The organism is Fibrisoma montanum, from assembly GCF_003583365.1.
Classification (GTDB): Bacteria; Bacteroidota; Bacteroidia; order Cytophagales; family Spirosomataceae; genus Fibrisoma; species Fibrisoma montanum.
In genome coordinates this window covers 84,826-110,847 of sequence record NZ_QXED01000003.1, presented here as the reverse complement: position 1 = coordinate 110,847, position 26,022 = coordinate 84,826, and the positions used below count along the sequence as shown (strand labels likewise).

Here is a 26,022-nt window from a genome sequence, read left to right as displayed (position 1 = left end):
CGGCTTACACAGATATAAAACGACTAGTCATCTGTGAAATCCGTGTAATCTATGGCGATTTAGTTTAGTCACTCAGGCCACCTGCGTCGCTTTCTGCGACCGGAGCCAGTCGGGCTTGGTAGTCCGGACCCGGGCTTTCAGTTCGTTCAGCATGGCGTAGAGGCCGTAATACGTGCGGTTTACGTACAGGCCGTCCTGCGATCCACGTACCACTTTTGACGAACGAAGTTCTTCCAGCCGCGAGAGTTCGTCGGCGAAAGCATAGACCCGGGTAAAATAGTCGTCGTCGCCAAAATCAAACTCATCGACGGCGAAGGGGGCTCCCAGCATCTCGATCATCTGCACGAACAGGTCGGAGAAAAACGTACGGTCTTTCTCAGAATCCTGCGGCACCAGAAACTCCAGATTGGTAAAAATCTGCCGGGTCAGCGCTACGTCCTGGATCGTATCCGGGTTGATCAGCCGGAAATAATTCTCGTAATAAAAATCCGGGATGACTTTCACGCAGCCGAAGTCGATGACGCCCATCGTTCCATCGGCCCGCATCAGGAAGTTGCCGGGGTGCGGATCGGCGTGTACCTGCCGGAGGGTGTGAATCTGGTGGTCGTAAAAATCCCACAGCAGCTGCCCGATCTGGTCGCGTACGGCCTGGGAGGGGTTCGTGGCCAGAAACTCCTTCAGGTGCTGGCCTTCCAGCCAGTCCATAGTCAGAATGCGCTTGCTTGAGTACTCGGGATAGTATTTAGGAAAAACCAGCCCCTCGATGTGCGCACAGGCCTGCGAGATGTCGATGCTGCGCCGAAGTTCGAGTTCATAGTCGGTTTCTTCAAGCAGCTTGCTTTCCACTTCGCCCATGAACCGGTCGATCTGCCGCTCATCGAGGTTGAGCAGCCGGACGGCCAGTGGTTTGGCAATGCGAAGATCCGAGCTTACCGAGTCGGCCACGCCGGGGTACTGCACCTTGACGGCCAGTTTTTTCCCGTCTTTCCAGGCTTGGTGTACCTGTCCGATGCTGGCCGCGTTTACCGAGTTGATATCAAACTTGTCGAACAGATCATTCGGCGACTTACCGAAGTATGTCCGGAACGTTTTGACTACCAGCGGCCCCGACAAGGGCGGTGCCGAATACTGGGCCATGGTGAACTTATCGGTGTAGGCAACCGGCAGCAGGCCCCGGTCCATGCTCAGCATCTGCGCCATTTTCAGAGCCGACCCTTTCAGTTCGCTCAGCGCGTCGTAGATATCGGCCGCGTTATCCTTATGCAGTTCGTCTTTCGACAGCTCCGGATTGACTAGCTTACGACTGTAATGCTTGATATAATTACCCCCTACCTTCACACCGGCCTTCACAAACTGACTGGCCCGGGCAACTTTGGTCGTTGGAACGGAATTTTGGGTTTTCATTCGTTCAATTAGTGAATGAGCGAATTAGTGAGTTAGTGAATGTCTGGTATACGCTCATTCACTAATTCACCAATTCACTCATCGATTCTGGTAGATAAACTTGGCGAAATCAAACAGGGTATCGAGTGGGGAGCGCCCAATCAGGTCGAAGGCCGTATTGACCGCTTTTTCAATGGCGGTGTCCGTTTTTTCAAAGTTCTTGCTGACGTCGCGGACCCAGAAGTCGAGGATGTAGAGTGTTTGCATCCACAGGGCATTCGGGTAGCGATCCGTAACGAACGGCCGGGGTTCCACCTCCTTGCTTTCGCGCCCTTCGGCCAACAGATCGCGGGCAAAGTCGAGAAACGCGTCTTTGAACGGTTGAAGTACCTGGCTCCGGCCACCGGCCCGACGAGCCTGCAGACCCGCCCGTGACGTAGGCCGGGCCATCGCGCCTTCGTCGCGCAAACGGCCGTAGCTATACACCACAAAGCTGCGCTGGGCTTTCAGCAGTTCAATCCAGGTATAGTAAAAAGCCAGAACTTTTTCGCGGACAGAGTACGTCTGGTACGTTTCATCGGCCTCTACGGTCGCTTTGGCATCCTGAAAGAAAGCCAGCCAGACATCGGCTTCAATCGCATCGAAAGAGGCATAGTACGTGTAGAAGTCAGCCTCGGCGATTTTTAGTTTCTTGGCAAACTGGAAAACGGAGGTGGGTTGCTTACCGTTTTCAAGAACGTATTCTGTGTACGCCTTACGGATTTTTTCGAGCGTTTCCATATAGTAGGGAAACGGTATGTGCAGAGGAAAAGTTTATGGATCCGCCCGCAATCACTTGTCGGAAAATTAACCCAATGCTACGGCCGCCCACATCGGCGAATGTTTTATCTTTGGTAACATGGAAACGCCAGCAAACCACCCTGACTCCGGCCCCGACGAGCTTACGCCGGAACAACAGGCCAGCATCCGGTTCGATGCTGCCAACGATTTTCTGGACACCTGCGACCGATTGTCGACCGGCTACGAAAGCGGCTTTTACTGGGAAGACGTACAACGCGCCCTGCGGATTGCGTCTGGTCTGGAGAAATGGCCCGATTGACCGGCCGTTTCTTCAGCGTAGTTCCTGTACGTAGGCGCCCATCTGCCGGACGGAATAACAGGCGATACCCAGTCGGTGGGCATCGGCCAGCAGTTTATCGGTCAGCGGTGTTTTGTTCGAATCGTCGAAAATAATAGTCCGGGCCACAACGCGCCCGGTCAGCTCGTTCCAGTCGCGGAGGGCGTTGCGCCGGATAATCAGATAGTCGATCACGGCCGGCAGTCGCCATTGATGCCGGCCTGAAAGCCGGTTAACCAGCAGGATCGTCTTCCCGTGCCAGACCCACAGGGCATAGTCGGGCGTCTGACGATACGCCCGAACGGCCGGGCTTGCATCGGATCTGGTGCTGGCCAGGGTCAGGTTCGTAACGCCCCACTGCCCAAACGTATTCTTCAGGTAAAACTCGTAGGAGCGCGGATCGCCGGCCATATCGGCATCGGTAAGGAGCGTGCTGCCATGCCCTTCGGTCAGGCTCACGGCCGTTCGGTGGGGCAGAAAATGCACCGCCAGACGCCGTTGGTGCTGTTGACCGTAGCTATCCCACAGGAGCAGCCCCGCCAGGCAACCCGCCGACGCCCAGGTAGCCCAGAGATACGTACGCCGTCGGGTAAGCAGCAGCGCGGCCCCGCACAGAATCACGGCGTAGACGAATACCATCGTTTCTTCCGACAGCCAGAGTCCTTCCCAGATAGCCCCCGGCAGCTGCCCTACCCCTTCGACGGCCCGGTTCAGCAGCCAGGCAACGGCCCACAAAACCCAGCCGACCAGCGTATTGACGAACGGTATCCAGCTTACGGCCAGGATAACCATCGCCAAGGGCAGTAGTAGAAACGACAGCAGCATCACGACCGGATTAGCAAGCAGAAAGTACGTCGGAAACTGGTGAAAGTAGTACACGCCCAGTGGGAACGTAATGAGCTGCGCCACCAGCGCTACAGCCGTAATCTGCCATAGTTTGTCCAGCAGCCAGCCCCTGGTCGTCAGTGACTGGTAGAGCGACGTCTGCCACGCACCGATGCCGGCCACCGCCAGATACGACAGCTGAAATCCGGCCGAAAACAGGGCGTAAGGGTCGTAACACAGGATAAAGAAAGCCGAAGCGCCGAGTGTGTTGGCCAGGAGCTGTGACCGGCCGCTGGCACCGGCAATAATCAGCACCGTAAACATCCCGGCAGAACGAAGCACCGGGGGCGACAGACCCGTAACGAGGGCGTAAAACCACAGAATGAGCAGCTGCAGCACCGCCATCAGCACTTTACCCTTCGGGCGTTTAAGCAGGAAGCTAAGCAGGAACGTCAGGACGGCGAACAGTATTCCGACGTGCATGCCTGAAACCGAAAGGATATGCACGGCCCCGGCCGAAGCATACGCCCGGTAGAGATCCATGTCGAGATCGTCGCGCACGCCCAGAATCATGGCGTTCACGATGCCGTATTCAGCCCGGGCACCCGCCCCGATCTGATGGGTAAACACACTATCAGCCCAGTTGTTGACCGCCGACGCCCAGGCCGTCAGCCGGCTTGACGGGGCCAGGGCAAGTATCTGTCGCTGATACGGCCGGAGGTACTGCTGGTGGTAGATATTCCGGTAACTCAGGTACCGCTTGTAGTTGAACTCACCGGGATTCAGGGGCGGGTCGATAGGCCGGGGGGCGCCGTTTACCAGCCAGACTTCGCCGTATCGTGGTCTGCTGACGGTTGACGCACCCGGACCGGCTGAATCTGTACTAGACTCGTTCAGTTTATCCAGGTACACAATAACCCGACCGCTGAGCGGATGCCAGGATCCGGCCCAGGCCCCCCGCCGAAGCGCGAGTTCTACCCGGTACGTTTTGGCTCGTTCTTCGGGCTGCGCAACAACCACCCCTTCATAGGCCCGCAACGTATCGGCTACGTGACTGATGTTGTCCGGACGGTTGGCGGCTGTTCGCTGGTAGGTAATACACCACCCCAGGCTGAGTAGCAGCAACCAGGCACCCATCCCCTGTGCTGTCTGAAGGGGTTTAACGGTACGTTGCCGGTTTCGCCAAAAACCAACCAGATACGCTGTCCCGCCCACCCCGGCCAGTAGCAGCGGGATACCTGACCAATGAGGTCCATACACGTACAGGAGAATCCCCCCAATCAGGCCCGTTGCGTAGCGGACAAACGGATGGCCTTTCATTATTCCTGCAGAGAAGACGAAGCCGGCATATTGGCCCCGGGCAATACCATTTTATAATGCTGGATGCCGCACTCGTCAAACATGGGGCCAACCGCAACAAAGCCAAAGCCCTCATACAGCGGCATGGCCGATACCTGGGCGTGAATGTAGATCCGTTCGATGGGTTCGGGAAGCTGCGAAAACACACTGTCGAGCACCGTCTGCACCAGCGCCTTGCCAACCCCGCGCCGACGAAACTCGGGCAGCACGGCGAAGCGCTCCAGTTTAATGCCGTTTGAGGTACGTCGCCAGCGGGCTGTTCCGGCCGGCTGCCCGTCGACACGGGCCAGAAAGTGCGTACTGCCTATTTCAAACTCATCATATTCTTCCTCGGCAGGCACGTGCTGCTCCTCAACAAATACGGTCCGACGGATACTGAAGGCCGTATCGAGATCGTCGGGGTTGGTAATGGGTAAAACGTCAATCATGAACGTAACACTACAAAAAAGACATACCGGGCCCGCCATTCGGCAGCCTTGGCGCCTGAAGCCCGGCAAATTTCGAAAAATTACTGAATCAGCAGGCGTCGGCTAACGGCCTGATCGCCGGTTTTGGCCCGCACCACGTACAGCCCGGTCGGCAGGCCGTTGACGGGTAGGGCCACGCGGGTGCTGGGGGCATTGTTATAATTCAGGTTACGAACAACCCGCCCACCCATATCCAGCACATCGACCGAAAACGACTGAAACCCCGTAAATTGAATCTCCGCCGTTGGATTCTCCGTTGCGGGATTGGGAAATACGTTCAAGGTCAGAGTTTCGGTTTCCGGCAGCGCTTCGACCGACCGGATCAGCCGGGCCCGGCGGGGACTCAGCGCCAGAACAGCCCGCATGCGGTCCCGTTGGCCCTGCGTAAATACGTTCATGCAGGCGTCCGGGGAGTACATCAGGTAGTTTTCGATCATATCGCGGCTGCGCCGGCCCGAACAGTTCGAGAACCGTTCGTTACAGACCGTAGTCTGATTCAGGTCTTCCGTCGGTGGTGTGTCGCCAACGTAGTCAGTTCCACAGGGCGAATCGCCGTTCAGGTGCAGTAAACCCAGCCAGTGGCCAATCTCGTGCGTTGCCGTCCGGCCCAGGTTGTAGGTTGAACGCAGGGGCCCCGTACCGCGTCCAAAATTCCGGTAATCGATGATGAGGCCGTCGATGAACTCGTTTGTTTCACTTGGTTCCAGACCTTTGAGCGTATCGGCCGTAGTCGGAAACTGCGCAAAGCCCAGGTAATTGTTTTCCAGCGGTGCCACCCAGATGTTCAGGTAGCGGTCACTGGGCCAGTACGAAATCTGTGAAAGAAGCACGTCGTCGTTGAATACGTCAAAGGCGGTCTGCTGCGGGTAATAATGCCGGGTGATGCCGTTGGACGGGTTCCCGGCCGGATCAGACGTAGCCAGGAAAAACTCAATCCCCGTGTCGGCCCCTACCGGATTGGTATTGAAGCCGTTGGTATTCGCTTTCCGGCGGTAATCTTCGTTCAGAACCTGAATCTGCGACTGAATCTGCTCGTCGGTGATATTCGGGTTGTTGGAGCCCCCGACCGTACCGGACGCGTTGCTGTGAATGACGTGTACCACCACCGGAATGCGGTAAACGGTTTCGTTGGCTTTCAGCCGCAGGTACTGGCGATCCTGCAGCACCTGCTCCACCTGGCGGTTCAGTTCCTCGATCTGCTTCTGCCGAAGTGGGTTCCGGCGCTGTAGTACCTGCTGCTCATAGTCAGCAATTCCGCAGCGTTTGTAGACCGGCTCAGGAGTCGACTGCCCAGCGGCAACCTGGGCTAGTAATAGCACAAAAGAACCGGCCAGCCAACGCCAGCCGGTTCCTGCCAAAAAGGGATTCAGGTTATTGACCTGCTTTTTCATAGGCCGTAATAATCTCACGCACAAGCCGGTGCCGAACCACATCGCGTCCATCCAGTTCAACAAAAGCGATGCCTTTAATCGTTTTTAAAATATCAACAGACTCAATCAGACCTGACTTCTGCCGATTGGGTAAATCGATCTGCGACCGGTCGCCGGTAATGATCGCTTTCGAATTAGGTCCCATCCGGGTCAGAAACATCTTCATCTGCATCGGCGTCGTGTTCTGCGCTTCGTCGAGCAGAATGAAAGCGTTGTTCAGCGTCCGACCCCGCATATACGCCAGCGGTGCAATTTCGATAATGCGGTTCTCCTGGTAAAATTTCAGCTTTTCGGCCGGAATCATATCGTCGAGCGCATCGTAGATCGGGCGCAGATACGGATCAATTTTTTCCTTCAGGTCGCCCGGCAAAAAGCCTAAATTTTCACCGGCTTCGACGGCCGGGCGGGTAATGATTATCTTTTTTACTTCCTTATTTTTCAGCGCTCGTACGGCAATTGCCACGGCGGTGTAAGTTTTACCGGTACCAGCCGGTCCGATGGCAAACACCAGATCGTGCTTTTCGGCGGCTTCGACCAGGCGTTTCTGGTTGTCGGTCCGGGCCCGTACGACTATCCCCCGCGTTCCATACACCAGCACATCCTCGTCGTCGGGGAGCGTAGGCGCAATGCCGGTACCACTGCTGGTTTGTATACCGCTCTGCCCCAGGTACGTCTGTACGTTTTCGTGCGTAACCCGGCCGTATTTCTGGTAATGCTGAATCAGCGAATCCATGATGTCGCTGATGCGGGTAATCTCGGGCGTGGTGCCTTTGATCCGGATTTCATTGCCGCGGGAGATGATCTTACTCATCGGAAAAGCAGCAGCGACTTCCTTGATGTTGTTGTTTTCTACGCCCAGAAAATCAATGAGCGAAACATTGTCGAGGGTGATGACTTTTTCGACCAAATGACTAGATAACGTTTAAGAGTGATTCCGAAAATTAAGCGTTCTTCCTGCTTGTGCAACACTTTTTGCGGAAAATTTATTCGTTTCTCTCCGTTTCTTACTGAAAGTAATATCTCCTCCGCGTTGTTTTATTTTATATTAAGAAATTACTATCTTGCTGACGGACAGCCTACATTCGCTCCTGCCTTACAGTACGTAGTACGTACTCAAACCGTTGCCAAAAAATTAGGAAAATTTTTCGGTGAAGTACTGCAAACATTACCAGAATGTTACGACAGTAAGTCACGTAATGAAGCGCACGGTACATTGGCGGAGGGTTGCCTGATCTGGTCCGGATTGCGTAAACTTGCATAAGTCATGGAAAACGCACGCCCTAATCAACATCTTCGCAAACCATCTGCTATAGCCGGTGGACGTCAGCAAGCCGGCAACCACTGGCTCGACACTGGCCTCGGCAAATTACCGCCCCAGGCCCTTGATCTGGAAGAAGCGGTTCTGGGCGCCCTGATGATTGAGAAAGACGCGCTTTCGGCGGTTGTTGACATTCTGAAGCCGGAAAGCTTTTACAAGGAAGCCCACCAGCGGATCTACAACGCAATCCTGACGCTGTTCTCTAATTCCGACCCTATTGATCTGCTCACGGTTACGCAGCAACTGCGCAAAACCGGCGAAATTGAAATCGTCGGTGGGGGTGGCTACGTATCGGAACTTACCTTTAAGGTTAACTCTGCCGCCAACATTGAGTACCACGCCCGGGTCATTACGGAGCAGTCACTCAAACGGGGCCTGATCGCCATGTCGTCGAGCATCCTGCGCGATGCCTACGAGGACACGACCGACGTGTTTGAACTGCTTGATCGCACCGAGCAGTCGCTCTTCAAGATTTCGGAATCGAACATCAAGAAGAACTACGCCGACATGAGTACCATTGTGCGGCAGGCCCTCAACGAGATGGAAACCAAGAAGCACCAGGAGGGGCTGACGGGGGTTCCATCAGGCTTTACCAACCTCGACCGCGTTACGTCGGGCTGGCAACCAACCGAACTTATCATTCTGGCCGCGAGGCCAGCGATGGGTAAGTGCCTGGGCAAAGGCACGAAAGTAGTCATGTTCGACGGCTCACTTCGAAACGTAGAGGATGTCAAACCCGGCGATCTGCTGATGGGTGACGATTCGACGCCCCGCCGGGTATTATCTATTGCCCGTGGCCGGGAACGAATGTACTGGATCCACCAGAATAAAGGCATGAGTTATCGGGTGAATGAGAGTCACATTCTGTCACTTAAACGCAGCCGCAACGAAGGGCCTCACCGCAAGGGCGATGTGCTTAACATAACCGTTCAGGATTATCTAACTAAGTCTGATAAGTTTAAAAGTAACTACAAGGGCTACAAAGTAGCCGTTGAATTTCCGGAAAAAGCGGTTCCGCTTGATCCTTACTTTGTCGGTCTGTGGCTCGGCGACGGCCATGCTTACTCCTCTCGTATCACCAATATCGACGCGGAGGTAGTAGATTACCTGAAAGGGTATGCAGACGAATTAAATTTGACGTTCTCTACGTATCAACAGGCAGGTAAAGCCCCAAACCACGCCATCACGACCGGCCAACGGGGTATCAAGGCTACTTTCAACGTACAGGAGCAGCTACGTGGTCTTTCTGTAATCGAGAATAAGCACATACCAAAGGCCTATCTCATTAATTCAACGGCGAATCGCCTGAAACTGCTGGCGGGTCTGATCGATAGCGATGGTCACTACCAGGAAGCATTCAACTGCTACGAGATAACGCAGAAAAATAAACAGTTAGCCGAAGAACTTAAGTATCTATGTGATACGCTGGGCTTCCGTACATCTTTGAAAGAAAAGACAGCCAGCATTGCCAATCGTGGTTTTTCCACTACGGTCTATCGTCTGCGAATCTTCGGCAATCTGGATAGTATTCCGGTTCGAATTGAGCGGAAGAAAGCACGCCCGCTCCGTGCTCGTGCCGACTGGCGAGTTACTGGCATTCGGGTCGAGTATGATCAGGTGGACGATTACTACGGGTTTGCGATTGACGGCAATCGATTGTTCCTGCTGGAAGACATGACGGTTACGCACAATACGGCATTCGTCGTCAGTGCGCTGCGGAATGCGGCCGTCGACCATGGTAAACCCGTGGCGATCTTTTCGCTGGAGATGTCGTCGGTGCAGCTTGTCAACCGTCTTATCTCGGCCGAAGCTGAAATCGATTCCGAGAAAATCCGGAAAGGAACCCTGGCCCCGCACGAGTGGACGCAGTTGCACCACAAGATTCAGCGGCTTACCGAAGCGCCCATTTTCATTGACGACACCCCGGCCCTCTCCATTCTGGAACTTCGGGCCAAGTGCCGCCGGCTGAAAGCGCAGCACGATATTCAGATGGTCGTGATTGACTATTTGCAGCTGATGACCGGCGACCATAGCAAAGGCAGCAACCGCGAACAGGAAATCGCGTCGATCTCGCGGGCGCTGAAAAACCTGGCGAAGGAACTGAACGTACCCGTAATTGCCCTTTCGCAGTTGAGCCGGGCCGTTGAAACGCGGGGTGGCGACAAAAAACCGCAGCTCTCGGACCTTCGGGAATCGGGATCCATCGAGCAGGATGCCGACATGGTTATGTTCCTGTATCGTCCGGAATATTATAACATCACGCAGGACGAAAACGGTAACTCAACCCTCGGCATCGGCGAAGTCATCATTGCTAAAAACCGAAGCGGTTCACTCGACACCATTCAGCTCCGCTTCGTCAATAAATTTACCAAGTTCTGCGACCTCGATACGTACTTTGAGCCCGTACAAACCCCGGGCTTCAGCAGCGACGTCAACGGTCTGAGCAGCTTCGACCGGCCCGGCGATTCGGCGCCCCCAGTCGGTGGCAACGTTTTCCGCAGCAAAGCCAACGACCTGTCCAACTTCGGCAAAGCCGACCCGTCGCAGGAAACGCCGTTTTAAAGGGAGAAAAAGGAGGAAGGCAGGAAAGAAACTGATCAATGTCCCTTTCCTCCTCTCCTCCCTTTCCTCCCCTATCTCCTTTTTAAAAGAACCACATTCTCGACGTGATGCGTGTGCGGGAACATATCGACCGGCTGCACATCAGCTACGGTATAGCCTTCGTCCAGCCAGCTCAGGTCGCGGGCCTGGGTAGCCGTGTTGCAGCTTACGTACACAATCCGGTCGGGAGACGCTTTGAGCAGTTGCCGAACCACGGCTTCGTCCATACCGGCGCGGGGCGGATCGGTGATCACCACCTCCGGCCGACCATGCTTGTCAAAGAACCCATCGGTCAGGATATCGCGCATGTCGCCGGCCACGAAGGTTGTGTTGGTTATGCCGTTCACCGAAGCATTGATCCGGGCATCGGCTACCGAAGCCTCAACGTACTCCACCCCAACGACATGCTGCGCCTGCCGCGCCACGAACAGCGCAATGGTTCCGGTTCCGGTGTACAGGTCATACACCCGTTCGCTGCCGGTCAGTCCGGCCCAGTCACGTGCTGTTTTGTACAGAGTAAACGCCTGCTGGGCGTTGGTCTGGTAGAACGACTTGGGGCCAACCCGGAAGGTTAATGGCCGGCCGCTCCCATCATCCATCCGCTCCTCGATATAAGGCGTTCCGGCAAAGTTGATAACGTCCTGATCCTGGTAGCTATCGTTTTTCTTCGTGTTAATGATGTAGTTCAGCGACGTAATCTGCGGGAACGTCGACAGCAGGAAACGTAATAATTTTTCCAGCGTTTCCGGATTATCCTGCGCCACCTGAAGCGTTACCATCACCTGGTCTGGCGAGTCCACGCCGGGCGATGCGGTTCGGATAATGAGGGTACGGAGGTAGCCGGTATGCACCTTCAGGTTGTACATCGACAGGTTATGGCGCATCGCGTATTCAGCCACGGCCAGGCGGATGTCGTTGGACGGATCGGGCTGGAGGTAACAATGGCGGATGGGCAGCACTTTGTCGAAGCGCCCGGGCACGTGGAAGCCCACCGCCCGTGGGTCGATACGTTCGTCGGTATGCACTTCCGTGGTCGTCATCCAGCGGCCTTCGGCGCAGGTAAATTCCAGTTTGTTGCGGTAATACTGCGTAGGTTCAGCCGCCAGAATGGGCCGGATGGTCGGCAAGGCCACTTTACCAATGCGCGTCAGATGGTCGACAACCTGCTGGTGTTTGAACCGCAGCTGTTCATCGTAGCGGATGTGTTGCCATTTGCAGCCCCCGCACGTACCGAAGTGTTCGCAGAAGGGTTCTGTCCGGACCGGCGACCGCTCATGGATCCGTTCGGCAACGGCCTCACGGTATTGTTTTTTACGGTTGGTAATCCGCAGGTCCACCACATCGCCCGGGGCAACGCCGGGTCCGCCGGTCGGATTTTCGACGAAGATAACCCCATCGTCGGTGCGGACTATACATTTCCCTTCGGCGGCAACCGCATCAATTTGTACGGTATGCAACCGTTCGGGTTTTTTATGAGTCTTGTTACGCATAAGTCTAAATAAACCGCTAATTTAAGCAGTCGTTTTCGGACGACCTGTATTTCCCATTCATTCCTATATGATGCAATTTTACCGTAGTGGTTGGTGGCGGGTGTGGCTGATTGGTTTCTGGCTGATTAGCTGTGGGGTAGCTCAGGCAACGCACATTGTGGGGGGCGAACTGGAACTACGATACCTTGGCGTACAAAGTCCGTTTTCCCACCGCATTATTCTGAACCTGTACTTCGACGACATTAAGGGCGACCAGGGTGCCGACGATGGCCGCGTATCGATTGGTATTTACGCCAAACGCAACAACCGGTTCATCGGGTTTGTCGCGCTCAACCGGGTCAGCAGCGAGTACGTACCCTATACCAACTCGGTCTGCCAGTCGGGCGAGCTGCGTACCCGGCTGATTCGACACAGCGTAGATCTGAACCTCGACCCGAATTTGTTCAACGATGCGGCCGGGTACTACATGTCCTGGGAACGATGCTGCCGCAATCAAAGCGTCGTGAACATTCAGGACCCGGGCGGAGCCGGTTCAACGTTTTACCTCGAGTTTCCGGCCATTGGAGCAGGTTCTTACCGCACCAACTCATCGCCGGTGTTCACGATCCCCAAGGGCGACTATGCCTGTATCAATCAGCCGTTTACGCTTGACTTTAGCGCTAAAGACCCCGACGGCGACAGCCTGACGTATGCGCTCGTTACCCCGTACAACGGATTCAGCAGCCGGCTTGATCCGAACCCCGGAGCGCTGAACCGCGGCATTGACCCTACGTTTTACCCCGGCCCCTACCCGCCGGTCACCTGGAACACGGGTCTGTCGGAAATCAACCAGATTTCCGGCTCCCAGCCCCTCCGCGTCAACGCCCGTACCGGTCAACTGACCGTTACGCCCAACCGCGTTGGGTTGCACGTCTTCTCGGTGCAGGTCGATGAATTCCGGAGAGGGGTACGCATCGGGCGCGTTCGGCGCGACTACCAGGTACTGGTTATCGACTGCGCCAAAAACGACCCGCCTAAAGTACTGCTACGGCCCGATGGCCAGTCGGCGTTCTATACCGAAGGTGCCGTGCTGACCATCAACGAAAAGGATCAGAACTGCCTGAACCTGTTCGTAACCGATCCGAATCCCAACCAGCGGATACAGGTCATCAACATGAGCGGTTCGCTGCCCGGGCTGACCATAACCCCCGGCCAGCTCCTCACCCGCACGAACCGCGACACGCTCCGGGCACAGTTCTGCTTCGGTCGGTGCGTTGGGCAACCCGGCCAGCCCGTTACGCTTATGCTCCGGGTGACGGACGAGGGCTGTCCCCAGGGCCTGAGTGATACGTTGACCGTTCGGCTGAACATTGTGCCCGACGCCAACCAGAAGCCGGATGCTGCTACTGACCTGACGGGAAACCAGAGCCGGGTAACAGTCGGCTCATCGCTTACGTTCAATGCCTTCGGCAACGACCCCGACAACGATGAAATATCCATCCAGGCCGTGGGCCGTGGCTTTGCGCTGAGTCAGGCGGGCATGAGTTTTTCGTCGGGATCGGGAACGGGTAAAGTGTCGAGGCCATTCACCTGGAAGCCGACCTGCACGCAGGCAACCCAGTCGGAATATCTGGTTGACTTTATCGTAACCGACACCCGCTGCAACCGCAACCTCCGCGACACGGTGACGGTGAAGCTATCGGCCGTGGGCCTGCCGAGTCAGCCACCCTCCATCCGCACCACCCTCAATAAGCAGGTCGTCGAACTAACCGTCAGTCCTACCGATTCGGCGGGGGCCGTTGCGTTCGACGTACTGGCCAACGATGCCGACCGCGATACGCTGCGGCTGTTTGCCGCGGGCCGGGGGTTCGACTACACGAAGCTCGGGATGACCTTTGCGGGTAAAACCGGCCTGCCAACGTTACAATCCGCGTTCCAGTGGCGCCCGACCTGCGAGTTGCTCAACGGGCAAACCGAAGCCAGCTTCACCATGGACTTCGTCACCGACGACCGGAGCTGTCAGCCAAAGCATACCGACACAACTACCATTACGTTTGTGGTCAAAGACCGGGCCGCCAACTTTGACCTTACCGTTCCGAACGTATTTACGCCGAATAATGACGGCATCAATGATTTCTTTGCCGTGAAAGACATGCCCGAAGGCAACTGCGTGGAGCGGTTTAAGACGGTGGAGATATTGAATCGCTGGGGCCGGGTAGTCTTTACGTCGACCGACCCGAAATTTCGCTGGTATGGTACGGACTACCCCGCGGGTACTTACTACTACCTCATCCAGACAACCAAACGCAGCTTCAAGGGATCGGTCACGCTCCTGAAATAACACCGATACGTCGTCCCGCCAACCGGTTCATGTGAACCGGTTGGCGGGACGACGTATCGGCTAAAACTTCCTTGCCTGAATATTTCCCCGGATTGCGCCATTTGGGTACTGGGACGAGCGGACAATAACCGCGTAGTTGCCGTAAATCAGATCGTTTTCCTGGCGCTGGCTAAGCACGGTTTCGCCGGTCAGCGTACTGCCCTGCGGATTGGGCAGCACAATATCGGCAATGCCGTTGCTGATACCGGGTTGCGCCTGTGCGATATACACCTGCGAGGGAGTCACCCCCGCCAGCGTCAGGGTGTACGACAGCACCTTTGTTTCTTTGTTATACGCCCCCGTAAACGTACCGGTCGCCGTTGACGACTGATCGACTCCCACCAGTTGTGCACTGTTCAGGGTAGCTTCGTAATCAACCGTAGCGCGCCGGTCGGGATCCTTGTTTTCGCAGGCAACCTGTACCAGCAGCATCCCCAGCAGAACGGGTGTCAGTAAAATCCGGAATCGTTTGTTCATAGGGCTAAATTGGATACATGAGGTAAAGCCTGGCCGCATTCCTGCTATATTTGTGGCTGTTGGAACCGGGCCGGGCCGTTCTACCCGTAATAACTCCGTTCCGGTAGAATTGTCACGGAACCTCTCCCAGAAATCTATGCAGCATAAAGTAGTACTGATTACCGGCGCGTCGTCGGGGATCGGGCGGGCGCTGGCCTTTGCATTTGGTCGGGCCGGGGCCAGGGTTGTCATTTGCGGACGGAAAGCCGACGCGCTCCAACAGGTGGACAGCGAACTTCGGCAGGCCAATATTCAAACGCTGTCGCTTACGACCGATGTCAGCGTTGAAGCGGACGTGAAGCACCTGATCGACCAGACCATCGCCCACTTCGGCCGGCTGGACATCCTCATCAACAACGCCGGCATTACGATGCGGTCAATGTTTATCGACACCGACCCTGAGGTTATGCGTCGGGTCATGGACATAAATTTCATGGGCGCCGTCTACACCACCCGGTACGCCCTCCCCTACATCCAGCAGGCCAAAGGCTCCATCGTGGGCATCTCCTCCATCGCGGGGTACCGCGGGTTACCGGTCCGGAGTGGTTACTCGGCGTCCAAATTTGCCATGAACGGCTTTCTGGAAGCGTTACGTACAGAACTGCTGCACGAAGGCGTACACGTGCTGACCGCCTGCCCAGGCTTTACGGCCTCGAACATTCGTTTTTCGGCGCTGAACGGTCACGGCCAGGTGACGGGCGAAACCGTTCGGGACGAAGAAAACATGATGAGTGCGGAGGAAGTAGCCGACCACATACTGCGGGCGGTCAAAAACCGGAAACGCGAACTGATCCTGACCGGTCAGGGCAAACTGACGGTATGGCTGAATAAACTGCTGCCGGGCCTGACGGACAAGCTGGTGTTCAACACACTGGCGAAAGAAAAAGACTCCCCCCTGAAACAACGGGCAGTCAACGAACCTAGCAAATGACGGGCAGGCGATTGCATCAACCGTCAGATCACCCACACATTATCGCGCCGGATGTAAACTAGCTGATTGTGCCAGAGCACGCGCAGCCAGATGTCCTGACTCCCCAGGATATTGACCTTATTGCCGCGCCCGATGATTTCAGCAACCGGCGCAGCCGAAGAGGGTTCAGTACGAATCAGCACCCGCTCGTGGCTCGTGATACCCGATTGAACCCCTTCGGGCAGGTTCACAAAAATAAGCAGCATGATCAGGTATATCAGCATGACCCATTTCTGACGGCGCGGAATGGTTTCTTTTCGGAGAAGCTTGACGACCAGCACGGTAAACACGTAGCCAGCCGGAATAAGTAAAAACAGCAGCAGGTAGATACCATACTGCTTATAAAACAGATAAAAGTAGTTGAGATCGTCGGTTTCGTAGCCGCTCAGGTTACTGGCCCGGGCAATGTCGTTCATTTTGCGCAGTACGGCCTCGTCGGGATGACGGTCGAAATACACTTGGAGGTAGTACAGCAGCCGGGGAATATCGTTCTGCTGTTCGTAGGCACTGGCTAATTTCAGCAGCATGGCATCGGTAGCAGAGTGGCCTTCAGCGATCACCGATTCATACAGCAACGCTGCGTCAGCCTGAGCACCAGCGGCAAAGAGCGAATCAGCCTGATGCAGCGTTCGATCGTGAGCCGCCTGTACCAGCGACGACAGCGCGAGCAAAGCAGTAAATAGACTTTTTTTAAGACGCAGGGCTTGCATTAAACGAACAAACGCCATAGTTTTGCACCGCGATACAGGAATTGATCATGTAACGATCTGGTAGCTCAGCCGGTAGAGCAATACACTTTTAATGTATGGGTCCTGGGTTCGAGTCCCAGCCGGATCACCAAAAAAGCCGCTCATTGAGCGGCTTTTTGTTTGGCCGGATTAAAACGGAAGGTCGTTGCTTTCGTCATCGAACGACGTGTTGAACGGCACACCAGCGGGTTGGCTCTGCGTGGCTGGGCGTGATTGCTGCCGTGGCTGCTCCGACCGACCAACCGGTGCGGTATCCGGCCGGATGGCATCCCCTTCAACCAGTTCAATCCGGTAGGCACGGGCTTCGGTATACCAGCGCTCGTTGTATTCGCGGGATTCCAGGCTGAATGTGGCTTTCAGCGTATCGCCTTCGGCGAACTGCTTCAGGTCGTTCGCTTTATCACCCCAGGCGGTCATACACACTTTTTTAGGGAACTGAGGATCATTGGTTTCGATCACAAATTCCTGCTTATTCCAGGCGCCGTTTTTACCTTGACCCGTTACTTCGGGTAGTACTTTTATAAGTTTTCCGATTAATTCAAGTGCCATACAGATTGGGACTTTTAATGGTGATTTAGAAAGATAAAATTACGAATTTTTACCGAAAAAAGGGCCATACTGATCAGATAAACCAGAAAAAGATTAGGCATACCTGTTTGGATTAAATAGCGAAACGGCTATATTTGCACCCGCAATTACCCAACGGCCACGTGGTGAAACTGGTAGACACGCCATCTTGAGGGGGTGGTGCTTCACGGCATGGGAGTTCGAGTCTCCCCGTGGTCACAACGTACATTCAACTGTCGTAACAAAAAGCCTGATTCACAACAGAATCAGGCTTTTTTGTTGCTTCCCGATTGACGTATCCCCCGGCTCCTGCGGGTAGGTTCCCCACCTGATTCAACCGTAGGTATGGTCCGTAAAAACGGGGTTTCTCCCCTACCCGGGTCTGTCATAAATGGGTATCTTTACGTTACCTCTCCCTTACACCTTACTCCCATGCAACTCGATGATCTAAAAGCCATTACGGAGCCTAAGCCCCTGACCCAGCTTACGCAGAAGCAACTGAAGGAACTCCAGACCGCCCTGAAATTTCTGGGTTATCCCGTTGGTAAAATCGATGGGTTGTTAGGCCCCAGAACCCGCACGGCCTGGGCCGAATACAAAACGGACGTATTTGAAGGAAATCCCGACCTGATTGGCCCACAATCCATTGCTGTTCTGATCAGTAAGGTTGATCGGTCGGTAAACAGTCCGGACTTCTCGACGAAAGAAGGCACCATGGCGGCCATTGTAAAGGAGTGTACGTTTCAGGGCCTTACCCTGAGTGCTCAGATCGCCTACGTCTTGGCCACGGTAGAATGGGAAACGGCCAAAACCTTCAGACCCGTCAGGGAAGCGTTCTGGCTTAGCGAAGAATGGCGACGCAAAAACCTGCGCTACTATCCGTACTACGGCCGAGGCTATGTGCAACTGACCTGGAAATACAACTACGAAAACTATTCGGAACTACTGGACATTGACCTGGTCAAAACCCCTGACCTGGCCATGGAGCCGGACACTGCCCTGTTTATCCTTGTCCACGGGTTCAGAACCGGCAACTTTACCGGCCGGAAAATCACAGACTACATCAACGAGGTAAAAACAGACCTGGTGGGGGCCCGGCGCTGCATCAACGGCACCGACCACGACAACGACATCGCGCACCTAACTCAGAAATACCTGATTGTGGTTCCCGACAACCAGTTACTCGCCGTATCGGTTAACTGACTGCGGCCCTGCCGAAAACGAAGAAGCACTCACAGCTCGCTGTGAGTGCTTCCTGCTTCGGGCTGGCTCCTTATCACTGTTTGCCCTTCTTTTTCGTTTTCTGCTCCCGAAGTTCCTGATCCAGTTTCTCACTATCCTTGATCATCTGCGCCGGATTATCCATTTCAGAATTAGCTTCCACGGCTTTCCAGTTGAACTTTTCATCCAGGGGCGTCAGGGCCTTCTGCGGATCGAACAGCCGGGCGTCCACGGGTTTGGCATTGTAGGGCGTAAAATCAGGCTTGTCGGTAAACAGATCCGACAGATCGCTGGCCCCGGCGTCGTACTGGTTCAGGTACGGCGTGTTCAGCGTATGCCAGAACGTCTTGAAAATACTGCCGAAGCTGTAGTGCGCCGACCCGACGTATCCCCGTTTGACGTAGGGCGAAATCACCAGCAGTACGCTCCGGTGCGCGTCCACGTGGTCAACGCCCCCCTGGGAATCGTCTTCGGTAATAACGATCGCCATGTTTTTCCAGTACTTTGTCCGGGAGAGGTATTCGACCACCCGGCCAATAGCCAGGTCGTTGTCGGCCATGTAGCTGTGCAGGTAGGGATACCCGTCACCCGGCCGTTCGCCCGCTCCGTGGTCGTTGGGAATCCGGAGGGTCATGACGGCGGGCAAATCTTTCCCTTGTTTGACCCAGCGCATTTCGGCTTCTTTGATGAACTGATCGACCCGAAACTGATCGGGGATGGCGGTGTTGTAGACCGGGAACATCCGCGACGAGTTTTCCCATAGCGAGCCTGGCAGTGGAAAGTTAGCCAGGTATTTTACTCCCAGCGGTTTAAAATCCCGATCGTTCAGTCGGGCGTTCAGACCCAGGCCCAGACCGAAGTTAAAATACGGAATCCGATGGCGGTCAAAGTGATCCCAGATGGAGCCGTGCTCGTTGTAGTCTTCCGGGTAGATGGCGCTCGACGATCCCGATATGGCCAGGTTTCCCGGCGCTTTTGAGTTGGCCCGCATGCTCCGGTTATTGCCGTAGCTGGCCGAGGTACTGGTTTCGACCCACTGGTTTGGATACGTACCCACCAGCCAACGGTGCCCGTCGGCGGAGTGGTCGGCATCTACGTAAAAGTTGTCGGCCACGGCAAACTGACGGGCCAGCGCCAGGTGATTGGGCATCACAGACACCCCGGAAAGCGCGGGCGTATTGGCATTGCGGGACGAGATACTCACGTTTTCACCAAAACGCGCAATCGTCGGGTCGCCATTGGCCGTCGCCAGCTGACCGAATACCTCGTCGTACGTACGGTTCTCTTTCGAGATAAACACCCAGTACTTGATGGGTGACGCTTTTTCGCCGGGGCGGTTCGGAATGGGGTTGTTGGTCCGCCGGGAGGCACTCGCCGACTGGAACGTAAAATTATTGGTAATCACCTCCTGCGTGTAGCGGGCCAGTTCAGTATCCACCGGAATCGGCAGGATCGATACGGTACCTTTCATCAGCTTCCCGATGTTGCTGCCTTCGGGCCCCGGCGTAAAAGTTCGGCCGCCGTTCGGGCCGCTGCCGTAGCCTTTGGCGTTACTCACAACCAGCTGATTGTCGCGGGTGACGGCCAGCTTGGCCGGAAACCAGCCGACCGGCAGGTGACCCAACACCCGGCGGGTCGGTACGTCGATGATTCCTACGGCGTTGATACCGGCTTCGGCTACGTACAGCCGCTTCTGGTCGGGCGAGAGCGCCAGACCAAACGGGATGATTCCCCGCAGATTCCCCAGGCGCGGTTCAGGATTCAGAAAAATATTGTTCAGCATCGCGTGCGTCCGGGCATCGATCACCGATACGCAGTCGTTGTTTCCGTTGCTGACAAACACGTAGTCGGCCGTAGCAACCAGCGAGTTGGGGCTGGCCCCACCCACGGCCGGAATATCTTCCAGCTTCTGGCCTACCAGAATACCCGTTTTCGTCCTGGCGATGACCTGTGGCGTGGCTCCACCGACATCAACCGTCCAGACCGAAAAAGATTCGGGCACGTTAGGATCACCCAGACCCGGCACCCGCACCGAATCGGTTTTTATGCCCTCGCGGGCTTCGCGGCTGTTGACCCCAAACGGTGGAAACGTCAGGGCCGTACCTGCCATATTATTGGGATCCAGACTTTCGACGGGTTTGTACGCAAACATGCCGACATTAGCCACGTAGACGCGTTTTTCGTCGGGCGAGAGGGTTACGCCAAACGGATACCGCCCGACGGGAACGCTAAAACGCACCTGCTTCGAGGGCACATCGATGACCACGAGCCGAAAGCCGATCTGGTCAACGGCGTAGATCGTCCGGCCGTCGCGGGTCAGCACCAGATCGCCGATATAGCCGTGGGTGTAATCCGCCGAGTCGGTTTTGGCTGAGCAGTCGATAAAGCCACGCGGTTCGCCGGTGGCCAGATCAAACTGATAGACGCGGTTTTCCTGACCACCGGCCACGTAGACTGTCTGGTTCGCAGAACCCCCGCCGTTGCTGGGCGAAATGGCCAGGCCCATGAACACCGACGCCAGCACACCCTTGTCCGAGTTAGCACCGGGCGGAATCTGCTGCACAGCGGGAGCCGCTTCCTGAATGTTCCGGATGATGCTGATTGAGAGCGGACTGGTTCCGGAGTTGGCCGTCACGACCGTATTGCCGTCCGGACTCAGCACCAGACCGTAGGGGTGGGGTGCCACGGTGACCTGCCGCCCCATCGGTTTGATGAACCGGCCATTGGGCAGAATTGTGGTTCCAGTGCGGTCGATGCGCGCGGGTTGTTTACCGGCCGGCGCCGAAATGAGCCATTGATTTTTTTGCTGCGCCTGTCCCAGCAACGGCAGCAGACAGAGTGCCGCGACCGTACATCGTCTGATTGAGAAACTATGCATCATGTAGTCAGGAAATAGGGTTGGTTCCAAGCAATTGTGTTCCCTGAGCGGACGAAAACCCAATCGCCACTCAGGGAACAGCCGGTTAATTTCGAGTTGACCGGAGCGGATTTAGTTGCCCATCCACCACAGCCGGGTATTGATATCGTCGGGACCCTGCACCTTCACGGCCTCCGTGTAGTTTGTCCGATTGGTTACCTGCTGGTTGGTCGGGTACCGGAACCGGACCGGAATCCGGTTGGAGTTGTTGTTCACGAACGACGGCTGGAGCCGGGGGAAACCGGTACGCTTCCACTCGTGCCACCCCTGCAGGTCGTTGAAGTACAGGGCAATCCACTTCTGCGTCGCGATCTGCTCCAGCGCCCTATCTGCCGATAGCGCTACGGTTGGCTGGGTCAGGTACTGGGGCGTAACGCTGATGTTCGTTCCCGACATCTGGCGGTAGTACTCAACTGATGCCTGGATACCCGCCGTGTAGTACGTCGAGGCATTGCCCGTAATCCAGCCCCGCTGAGCGGCTTCGGCCAGGATAAACTGCACCTCGGCGGCCGTCATGACCAGGCCCTGCGCTGGTACGGCTACCTGCAAGCCCCGGTAGTACGACGACCCCAGTGCCGACACATTCCGGTCGATGCTGCTGCCCAGATTCTGGTCGGTTTCGCCGTTACGGACGCCCGTATAAACCAGCGGACCACGCCCGGCCGTAAAGGCATCCTGCGACGCGGCCGTCGGTTGGGCAAACACGCCGAGCCGCGGGTCCTGCAGGGCGTTCAATTGATCGGCGAGGGTTTTGCTCAACCGGCGGTCGAAGAAGAAACCAGACCGCTGGCCCGTGAGCGGGTACAGGTTCGGCGCTTCAACGTACCGCAAAACGGCGTTGTCGGCATTGCTCAGAATCAATGGATTGGCCGCAGGGTCAGCCAGAATTTCCCGCATGGCCGCCGAGGGATCTACCCGCTTCGACTGCCGAACCAGCACCCGCAACCGCAACGAGTTGGCCAGCCGTTTCCAGCGGGTGATGTCGCCGTTGTACAGAATATCGCTCCGGACCGTACCGCCCGTTGCCGACAGCAGCCGGTTGGCCTCGGCGAGGTCGGCGAGGATTCCCCGGTAGATTACTTCCTGCCGGTCGTAGGCCGGGGCATATACGGGTTCTTCTTCCTTACCTTTCAGCGCGTCGGTGTACGGCAGATCCCCGTACGCATCGGTCATGCGGGCGAAAATCAGCGACTTCATCACAAGAGCAATCCCCTTGTAATTATTCAACTGCCGCCCCTCGGCGATTTTGTAAAGATTGTTCACGTCGCGGAGCACGGTATAGCCGTTGCCCCACGTATCGAACGAACCCCAGATGTAGCGGTCGGTATTCGGTTCGCGAATTTCGGTCGAGTACTGCGCCACGACATTGCCCGTCGAGAAGGCTTCGTTGACCATCTGGTTCACCGTACCCCGGAGGATGGTCACCATCAGCAGTTCGGGGTTGACTACCTCGGGGTTGTTGGGATTGGCGTTTACCTCCTCAAACTTGTTGTCGCAGGACGTCGTGAAGACGCCCAGCATGGCGAGGATGACTATAAAAAGTTGCGTACGTTTCATGATCGTCAGTAAGGTTTACAGCCGGAAGTTGATGTTGAAGCCAATACTCCGGGCCGATGGCATGGACATATCCTCGATGCCCGGCAGCAGCGTATCTCCGCTGATTCCCGTCGTATCGGGGTCGATATGCGGCACTTTGGTCCACAAGAACAGGTTGCGGCCCACCAGCAGTATGTTCACATCCCGGAACGGCAGACGGGTCAACCAGCGATTCGGCACCTGATAGCCGAACTTCAGCTCGCGCAGTTTCAGGAACGTAGCGTCAAAGGTGGCCTGCTCGGGGTTGAAGTAGCCTGACCCCCAGTAGCGCTCGGCCGTTACGTTCACATCGTTCGGGCGGAACGTACCGTCCGGATTGCGGATTACCCCAGGACCGACGTACCCGTTTTCACGGCCCGGCAGCGACTCAACCAACTGCCCGGCTTCATTACCACGGACGTACATGTACGAGTAAATGCTGCCACCCTTGCGCATATCCAGCAGACCGCCCAGTGTGAAGCCCTTGTACGTGAAGGTGTTGTACAGGCCCCCGGTCCAGTCCGGGTTGTAGTTACCCACCTTGATCAGCTCATTGGTAAACAGCGGCAGGCCATCGGCGTGGATGATGTTGCCCTGCGGGTCGCGCAGGAAACCCCGGCCGTACATATCGCCCATGCGGCCACCCACCCGGGCCTGCACCGATACGTAGCGGCTCGGCAGCGAGTACGTATCCAGACCATCAATGAGTTCTACGACCCGGGCGCGGTTGGTCGCCCAGTTCAGGGCCACATCCCAGCGGAATCCGTTGCTCAGTTTTACCGGGGTTGCATTCAGCACCACCTCCAGACCCCGGCTACGGATTTCGCCCGCGTTCAGAAAACGGGACGTGTAGCCGCTGGTCTGATCGAGCGGAATGTTGATGATCTGATTGCGGCTGACGGTGTTGTAGTAGGTTACGTCGAGGCCAAGGCGGTTGTTGAAAAAGCGGATGTCCGTACCAATCTCGTACGTATCGACTGACTCAGGCTTCAGGTTCGCGTTGTTGATCACCGACGACTCCGATACGGCCTGGTTGCTCTGCCAGGGCGTGTTGTAGTTGTACACGTTCCGCAGACGATACGGATCGGTATCGTTACCTACCCGGGCCCAGCCTACCCGCAGCTTCGCGAACGAAAGCGTCTGGGTACGCAACCCCTCAATCAGGTCGGTCAGTACCGCGCTGGTTGCTACCGAGGGGTAGAAGTACGAATTGTTGCCGACCGGCAGCGTGCTCGACCAGTCGTTGCGGGCGGTCAGGTCGAGGAACAGGGCGTTCTTGTAGCTAACCTGCCCGAAGCTGTACAGGCTGTTGATGCGGTACCGCGAATCACTCTGGATGTTCACCAGCGGTACCTGCGAGTTGCCCAGGTTATACACACCCGGTACGCTCAGCGCATTGGCCCGGGTGCTCAGTTCGTCCCGGCGCTGGCGCATCTGGTTCCCCCCCACCGATACCTTAAACTGCCAGTCGCTGGACAGCGTCTTGTCGTAGGTAAGCAGGAAGTCGGAGTTGCGCTCCTCAAAATAATCGCGGTCTTGGCTGTACATACCCAGCGGAAAGGCGTTACTGCCAAACGTCCGGCGACGGTCGGCGCGTTCGTTGCTCATATCCATACCCGTCCGCACCAGCAGGCTCAGTTCGGGCGTAAACTGGTACGTGGCCGTGATGTTCCCCGTCAGGCGATTGCGCAGCAGGCCGTTCAGGTTCTCGTACATGGTGTAGTACGGGTTGTCGTTGAACTGGTAGTTGTACGTAAACGGCTGCGTTCCTTCCAGTCCTTTGACCCAGTAATCCCGCATTTTGTCGGTACGCACCTGCCGGCCCTCCCAGATCCAGGTGTACACGATCGACTCATTTCCGTAGCTGAGCACCGGCCGGTTGTTGCTGACCGTGTAGAAGTAGTTGACCCCGGTGCTGATGTTCAGCTTGTTGGTCAGCGCGTACTTCCCGGTGATCGATGCCGTGTGGCGCTGCTGATCGGTGTTCGGTACGATACCCGTCTGGTTCAGGTTGGTATACGACAGGCGGAAGTTGCCGTTGTCATTGCCGGCCGTCAGGGCAATGTTATTGGTCAGCGTCCGGCCCACTTCGTAAAACTCTTTTACGTTGTCGGGATACGGCACCCAGGGTACCATTTCGCCGTTTCTCGGCGGCCACTCGGTGTTGACCGGCACCGCGATCATACGGCCATCGAGCCGGGGGCCCCAGCTACGGCCACCGTCGCCGATGTTGTACTGATCACCCCGCCCCTGTCCGTACTCGTTCTGGTAGTCGGGTAGCCGCAGCACCGATTCAAAACTGGTCGTTGAGTTCACCGATACGCCGACGCCTTTCTTGTTCTTGCCCGACTTGGTCGTGATCAGAATAACGCCATTGGCGGCCCGTGACCCGTAGAGTGCCGCTGCGTTGGGGCCTTTCAGCACCGAAATCGTTTCTATATCGTCGGGGTTGATTTCAGCGGCTCCGTTGCCATAGTCGATGTTCTGCCGCTGCGACGAAGCACTGACGCCGTTGTTGATGGGAATACCATCCACGACAAACAGCGGCTGGTTGTCGCCGGCCAGCGAGGTTTCGCCCCGGATCACAATCCGCGATGAGCCACCGATGGAATTGGAGCCCCCGGTTACGTTCACCCCGGCGACCTTACCCGCCAGCGAGTTAATGAGGTTCGTTTCGCGGGCCTGCGTCAGGTTATCTCCTTTTACCTCCTGCACAGCATAGCCAAGGGCCCGTTTTTCCCGCGTTACGCCCAGGGCCGTTACGACCACTTCTTCGAGCTGGCCCGCGTCGGCAACCATCCGAATCTCAAGTACGTTCTGGTTGCGGATGCGGATGGTCTGCCGCTGGTACCCGATGTACGAAAACAGCAGCGTAGAAGCCGAATCCGGTACGTTCAGCGAAAAATCGCCCGTCGCCGACGTCAGCGTACCGATCCGCGTCCCTTCGACAACAACGTTGACACCGGGCATTCCTTCGCCCTGTTCGTTGAGTACCCGCCCGCGAATGGGCCGCTCGACCAGGGCCGCAAACAGCGTGGTCGACAGGAGCAGAAAGCTGATGCACAGCACGAAGCCACGACCTAGGGCCGACCAACGGCCTGACCGGATTGGGCATGATGAAGCCGTACCTGATGGTGTTCTATAAACAGACAACATAG

At 56.3% G+C, this 26,022-nt stretch carries 18 protein-coding genes and 2 tRNA genes; 7 read left to right on the top strand and 13 right to left on the bottom strand.

The genetic code is table 11. The annotated features are described in order from the left end of the window. Positions 1-72: 72 nt before the first annotated feature. Together DYU11_RS10385 and DYU11_RS10380 are read right to left on the bottom strand one after the other, a co-directional pair. Positions 73-1,404, bottom strand: coding sequence for an ABC1 kinase family protein (locus tag DYU11_RS10385; protein ID WP_119667621.1), 1,332 nt, complete (start codon positions 1,402-1,404; stop codon positions 73-75). A gap of 78 nt (positions 1,405-1,482) precedes the next feature. Then, positions 1,483-2,163, bottom strand: a complete 681-nt coding sequence (locus DYU11_RS10380; protein WP_119667620.1) for a TetR/AcrR family transcriptional regulator — start codon at positions 2,161-2,163, stop codon at positions 1,483-1,485. 118 nt (positions 2,164-2,281) lie between these two features. On the opposite strand from DYU11_RS10380, the gene DYU11_RS10375 reads away from it, so the two are divergent. Further along, the gene (locus tag DYU11_RS10375) at positions 2,282-2,482 is read left to right on the top strand and encodes a hypothetical protein (RefSeq protein WP_119667619.1); all 201 of its coding nucleotides are present in this window, start codon (positions 2,282-2,284) and stop codon (positions 2,480-2,482) included. A gap of 12 nt (positions 2,483-2,494) precedes the next feature. On the opposite strand, the gene DYU11_RS10370 is transcribed toward DYU11_RS10375, so the two are convergent. The 4 genes from DYU11_RS10370 to DYU11_RS10355 all read right to left on the bottom strand — a co-directional run bounded on the left by DYU11_RS10370 (position 2,495) and on the right by DYU11_RS10355 (position 7,488). Next, positions 2,495-4,645 (bottom strand): ComEC/Rec2 family competence protein, encoded by a 2,151-nt coding sequence (locus tag DYU11_RS10370; RefSeq protein ID WP_119667618.1) that lies wholly within the window; start codon positions 4,643-4,645, stop codon positions 2,495-2,497. After that, positions 4,645-5,112, bottom strand: a complete 468-nt coding sequence (locus tag DYU11_RS10365; protein ID WP_119667617.1) for a GNAT family N-acetyltransferase — start codon at positions 5,110-5,112, stop codon at positions 4,645-4,647. The genes DYU11_RS10370 and DYU11_RS10365 overlap by 1 nt, the downstream gene beginning before the upstream one ends. A gap of 80 nt (positions 5,113-5,192) precedes the next feature. Continuing rightward, on the bottom strand, positions 5,193-6,542 hold the full coding sequence (locus tag DYU11_RS10360) for a M43 family zinc metalloprotease (RefSeq protein ID WP_229365758.1): 1,350 nt from the start codon (positions 6,540-6,542) through the stop codon (positions 5,193-5,195). Then, a complete protein-coding gene (locus DYU11_RS10355) occupies positions 6,523-7,488 on the bottom strand; it encodes a PhoH family protein (protein WP_119667615.1) in 966 nt (321 codons plus the stop codon). Before DYU11_RS10355 ends, DYU11_RS10360 begins: the two co-directional genes overlap by 20 nt. 357 nt (positions 7,489-7,845) lie before the next feature. Here DYU11_RS10355 and dnaB point away from each other — a divergent pair, with 357 nt between their 5' ends. After that, the gene (gene dnaB, locus DYU11_RS10350) at positions 7,846-10,461 is read left to right on the top strand and encodes a replicative DNA helicase (protein WP_119667614.1); all 2,616 of its coding nucleotides are present in this window, start codon (positions 7,846-7,848) and stop codon (positions 10,459-10,461) included. A 71-nt stretch (positions 10,462-10,532) separates the two neighbouring features. Here dnaB and rlmD read toward each other — a convergent pair whose 3' ends face one another. Further along, on the bottom strand, positions 10,533-11,990 hold the full coding sequence (rlmD, locus tag DYU11_RS10345) for a 23S rRNA (uracil(1939)-C(5))-methyltransferase RlmD (RefSeq protein ID WP_119667613.1): 1,458 nt from the start codon (positions 11,988-11,990) through the stop codon (positions 10,533-10,535). A 67-nt stretch (positions 11,991-12,057) separates the two neighbouring features. Between rlmD and DYU11_RS10340 the strand changes: the two genes are divergently transcribed. Further along, on the top strand, positions 12,058-14,310 hold the full coding sequence (locus DYU11_RS10340; protein ID WP_119667612.1) for a T9SS type B sorting domain-containing protein: 2,253 nt from the start codon (positions 12,058-12,060) through the stop codon (positions 14,308-14,310). Between the two features lie 60 nt (positions 14,311-14,370). Here DYU11_RS10340 and DYU11_RS10335 read toward each other — a convergent pair whose 3' ends face one another. After that, entirely contained in the window at positions 14,371-14,826 is a 456-nt protein-coding gene (locus tag DYU11_RS10335) for a CHRD domain-containing protein (protein WP_158600264.1), read from the bottom strand. Positions 14,827-14,962: 136 nt separating this feature from the next. Between DYU11_RS10335 and DYU11_RS10330 the strand changes: the two genes are divergently transcribed. Next, the gene (locus DYU11_RS10330; RefSeq protein WP_119667611.1) at positions 14,963-15,796 is read left to right on the top strand and encodes an SDR family oxidoreductase; all 834 of its coding nucleotides are present in this window, start codon (positions 14,963-14,965) and stop codon (positions 15,794-15,796) included. 23 nt (positions 15,797-15,819) lie between these two features. Here DYU11_RS10330 and DYU11_RS10325 read toward each other — a convergent pair whose 3' ends face one another. Beyond that, a complete protein-coding gene (locus tag DYU11_RS10325; protein WP_119667610.1) occupies positions 15,820-16,563 on the bottom strand; it encodes a hypothetical protein in 744 nt (247 codons plus the stop codon). 36 nt (positions 16,564-16,599) lie between these two features. Between DYU11_RS10325 and DYU11_RS10320 the strand changes: the two genes are divergently transcribed. Beyond that, positions 16,600-16,675, top strand: a tRNA-Lys gene (locus DYU11_RS10320). A 38-nt stretch (positions 16,676-16,713) separates the two neighbouring features. Here DYU11_RS10320 and DYU11_RS10315 read toward each other — a convergent pair. Next, positions 16,714-17,133, bottom strand: coding sequence for a DUF3127 domain-containing protein (locus tag DYU11_RS10315; RefSeq protein ID WP_119667609.1), 420 nt, complete (start codon positions 17,131-17,133; stop codon positions 16,714-16,716). Positions 17,134-17,288: 155 nt separating this feature from the next. Here DYU11_RS10315 and DYU11_RS10310 point away from each other — a divergent pair. Next, positions 17,289-17,370 (top strand) — tRNA-Leu (locus tag DYU11_RS10310). A 213-nt stretch (positions 17,371-17,583) separates the two neighbouring features. Next, entirely contained in the window at positions 17,584-18,354 is a 771-nt protein-coding gene (locus tag DYU11_RS10305; protein WP_119667608.1) for a glycoside hydrolase family 19 protein, read from the top strand. A 73-nt stretch (positions 18,355-18,427) separates the two neighbouring features. Here DYU11_RS10305 and DYU11_RS10300 read toward each other — a convergent pair whose 3' ends face one another. The 3 genes from DYU11_RS10300 to DYU11_RS10290 all read right to left on the bottom strand — a co-directional run bounded on the left by DYU11_RS10300 (position 18,428) and on the right by DYU11_RS10290 (position 26,020). Then, positions 18,428-21,253: a bifunctional YncE family protein/alkaline phosphatase family protein gene (locus DYU11_RS10300; protein ID WP_119667607.1), complete on the bottom strand. Its 2,826-nt coding sequence runs from the start codon at positions 21,251-21,253 to the stop codon at positions 18,428-18,430. Positions 21,254-21,361: 108 nt separating this feature from the next. Beyond that, positions 21,362-22,846, bottom strand: a complete 1,485-nt coding sequence (locus DYU11_RS10295; RefSeq protein ID WP_119667606.1) for a SusD/RagB family nutrient-binding outer membrane lipoprotein — start codon at positions 22,844-22,846, stop codon at positions 21,362-21,364. Positions 22,847-22,861: 15 nt separating this feature from the next. Further along, positions 22,862-26,020: a SusC/RagA family TonB-linked outer membrane protein gene (locus DYU11_RS10290; protein ID WP_119667605.1), complete on the bottom strand. Its 3,159-nt coding sequence runs from the start codon at positions 26,018-26,020 to the stop codon at positions 22,862-22,864. Positions 26,021-26,022: the final 2 nt, after the last annotated feature.

What these genes read in the sequence shown, in the direction of transcription:
- DYU11_RS10380 (WP_119667620.1), bottom strand. Translation starts at nt 2,163, where the DNA reads ATGGAAACGCTCGAAAAAATCCGTAAGGCGTACACAGAATACGTTCTT.
- DYU11_RS10375 (WP_119667619.1), top strand. Translation starts at nt 2,282, where the DNA reads ATGGAAACGCCAGCAAACCACCCTGACTCCGGCCCCGACGAGCTTACG.
- DYU11_RS10295 (WP_119667606.1), bottom strand. Translation starts at nt 22,846, where the DNA reads ATGAAACGTACGCAACTTTTTATAGTCATCCTCGCCATGCTGGGCGTC.
- DYU11_RS10365 (WP_119667617.1), bottom strand. Translation starts at nt 5,112, where the DNA reads ATGATTGACGTTTTACCCATTACCAACCCCGACGATCTCGATACGGCC.
- DYU11_RS10315 (WP_119667609.1), bottom strand. Translation starts at nt 17,133, where the DNA reads ATGGCACTTGAATTAATCGGAAAACTTATAAAAGTACTACCCGAAGTA.
- DYU11_RS10305 (WP_119667608.1), top strand. Translation starts at nt 17,584, where the DNA reads ATGCAACTCGATGATCTAAAAGCCATTACGGAGCCTAAGCCCCTGACC.
- DYU11_RS10325 (WP_119667610.1), bottom strand. Translation starts at nt 16,563, where the DNA reads ATGGCGTTTGTTCGTTTAATGCAAGCCCTGCGTCTTAAAAAAAGTCTA.
- DYU11_RS10360 (WP_229365758.1), bottom strand. Translation starts at nt 6,542, where the DNA reads ATGAAAAAGCAGGTCAATAACCTGAATCCCTTTTTGGCAGGAACCGGC.
- rlmD (WP_119667613.1), bottom strand. Translation starts at nt 11,990, where the DNA reads ATGCGTAACAAGACTCATAAAAAACCCGAACGGTTGCATACCGTACAA.
- DYU11_RS10370 (WP_119667618.1), bottom strand. Translation starts at nt 4,645, where the DNA reads ATGAAAGGCCATCCGTTTGTCCGCTACGCAACGGGCCTGATTGGGGGG.
- DYU11_RS10330 (WP_119667611.1), top strand. Translation starts at nt 14,963, where the DNA reads ATGCAGCATAAAGTAGTACTGATTACCGGCGCGTCGTCGGGGATCGGG.
- DYU11_RS10340 (WP_119667612.1), top strand. Translation starts at nt 12,058, where the DNA reads ATGATGCAATTTTACCGTAGTGGTTGGTGGCGGGTGTGGCTGATTGGT.
- DYU11_RS10335 (WP_158600264.1), bottom strand. Translation starts at nt 14,826, where the DNA reads ATGAACAAACGATTCCGGATTTTACTGACACCCGTTCTGCTGGGGATG.
- DYU11_RS10300 (WP_119667607.1), bottom strand. Translation starts at nt 21,253, where the DNA reads ATGATGCATAGTTTCTCAATCAGACGATGTACGGTCGCGGCACTCTGT.
- DYU11_RS10385 (WP_119667621.1), bottom strand. Translation starts at nt 1,404, where the DNA reads ATGAAAACCCAAAATTCCGTTCCAACGACCAAAGTTGCCCGGGCCAGT.
- DYU11_RS10290 (WP_119667605.1), bottom strand. Translation starts at nt 26,020, where the DNA reads ATGTTGTCTGTTTATAGAACACCATCAGGTACGGCTTCATCATGCCCA.
- dnaB (WP_119667614.1), top strand. Translation starts at nt 7,846, where the DNA reads ATGGAAAACGCACGCCCTAATCAACATCTTCGCAAACCATCTGCTATA.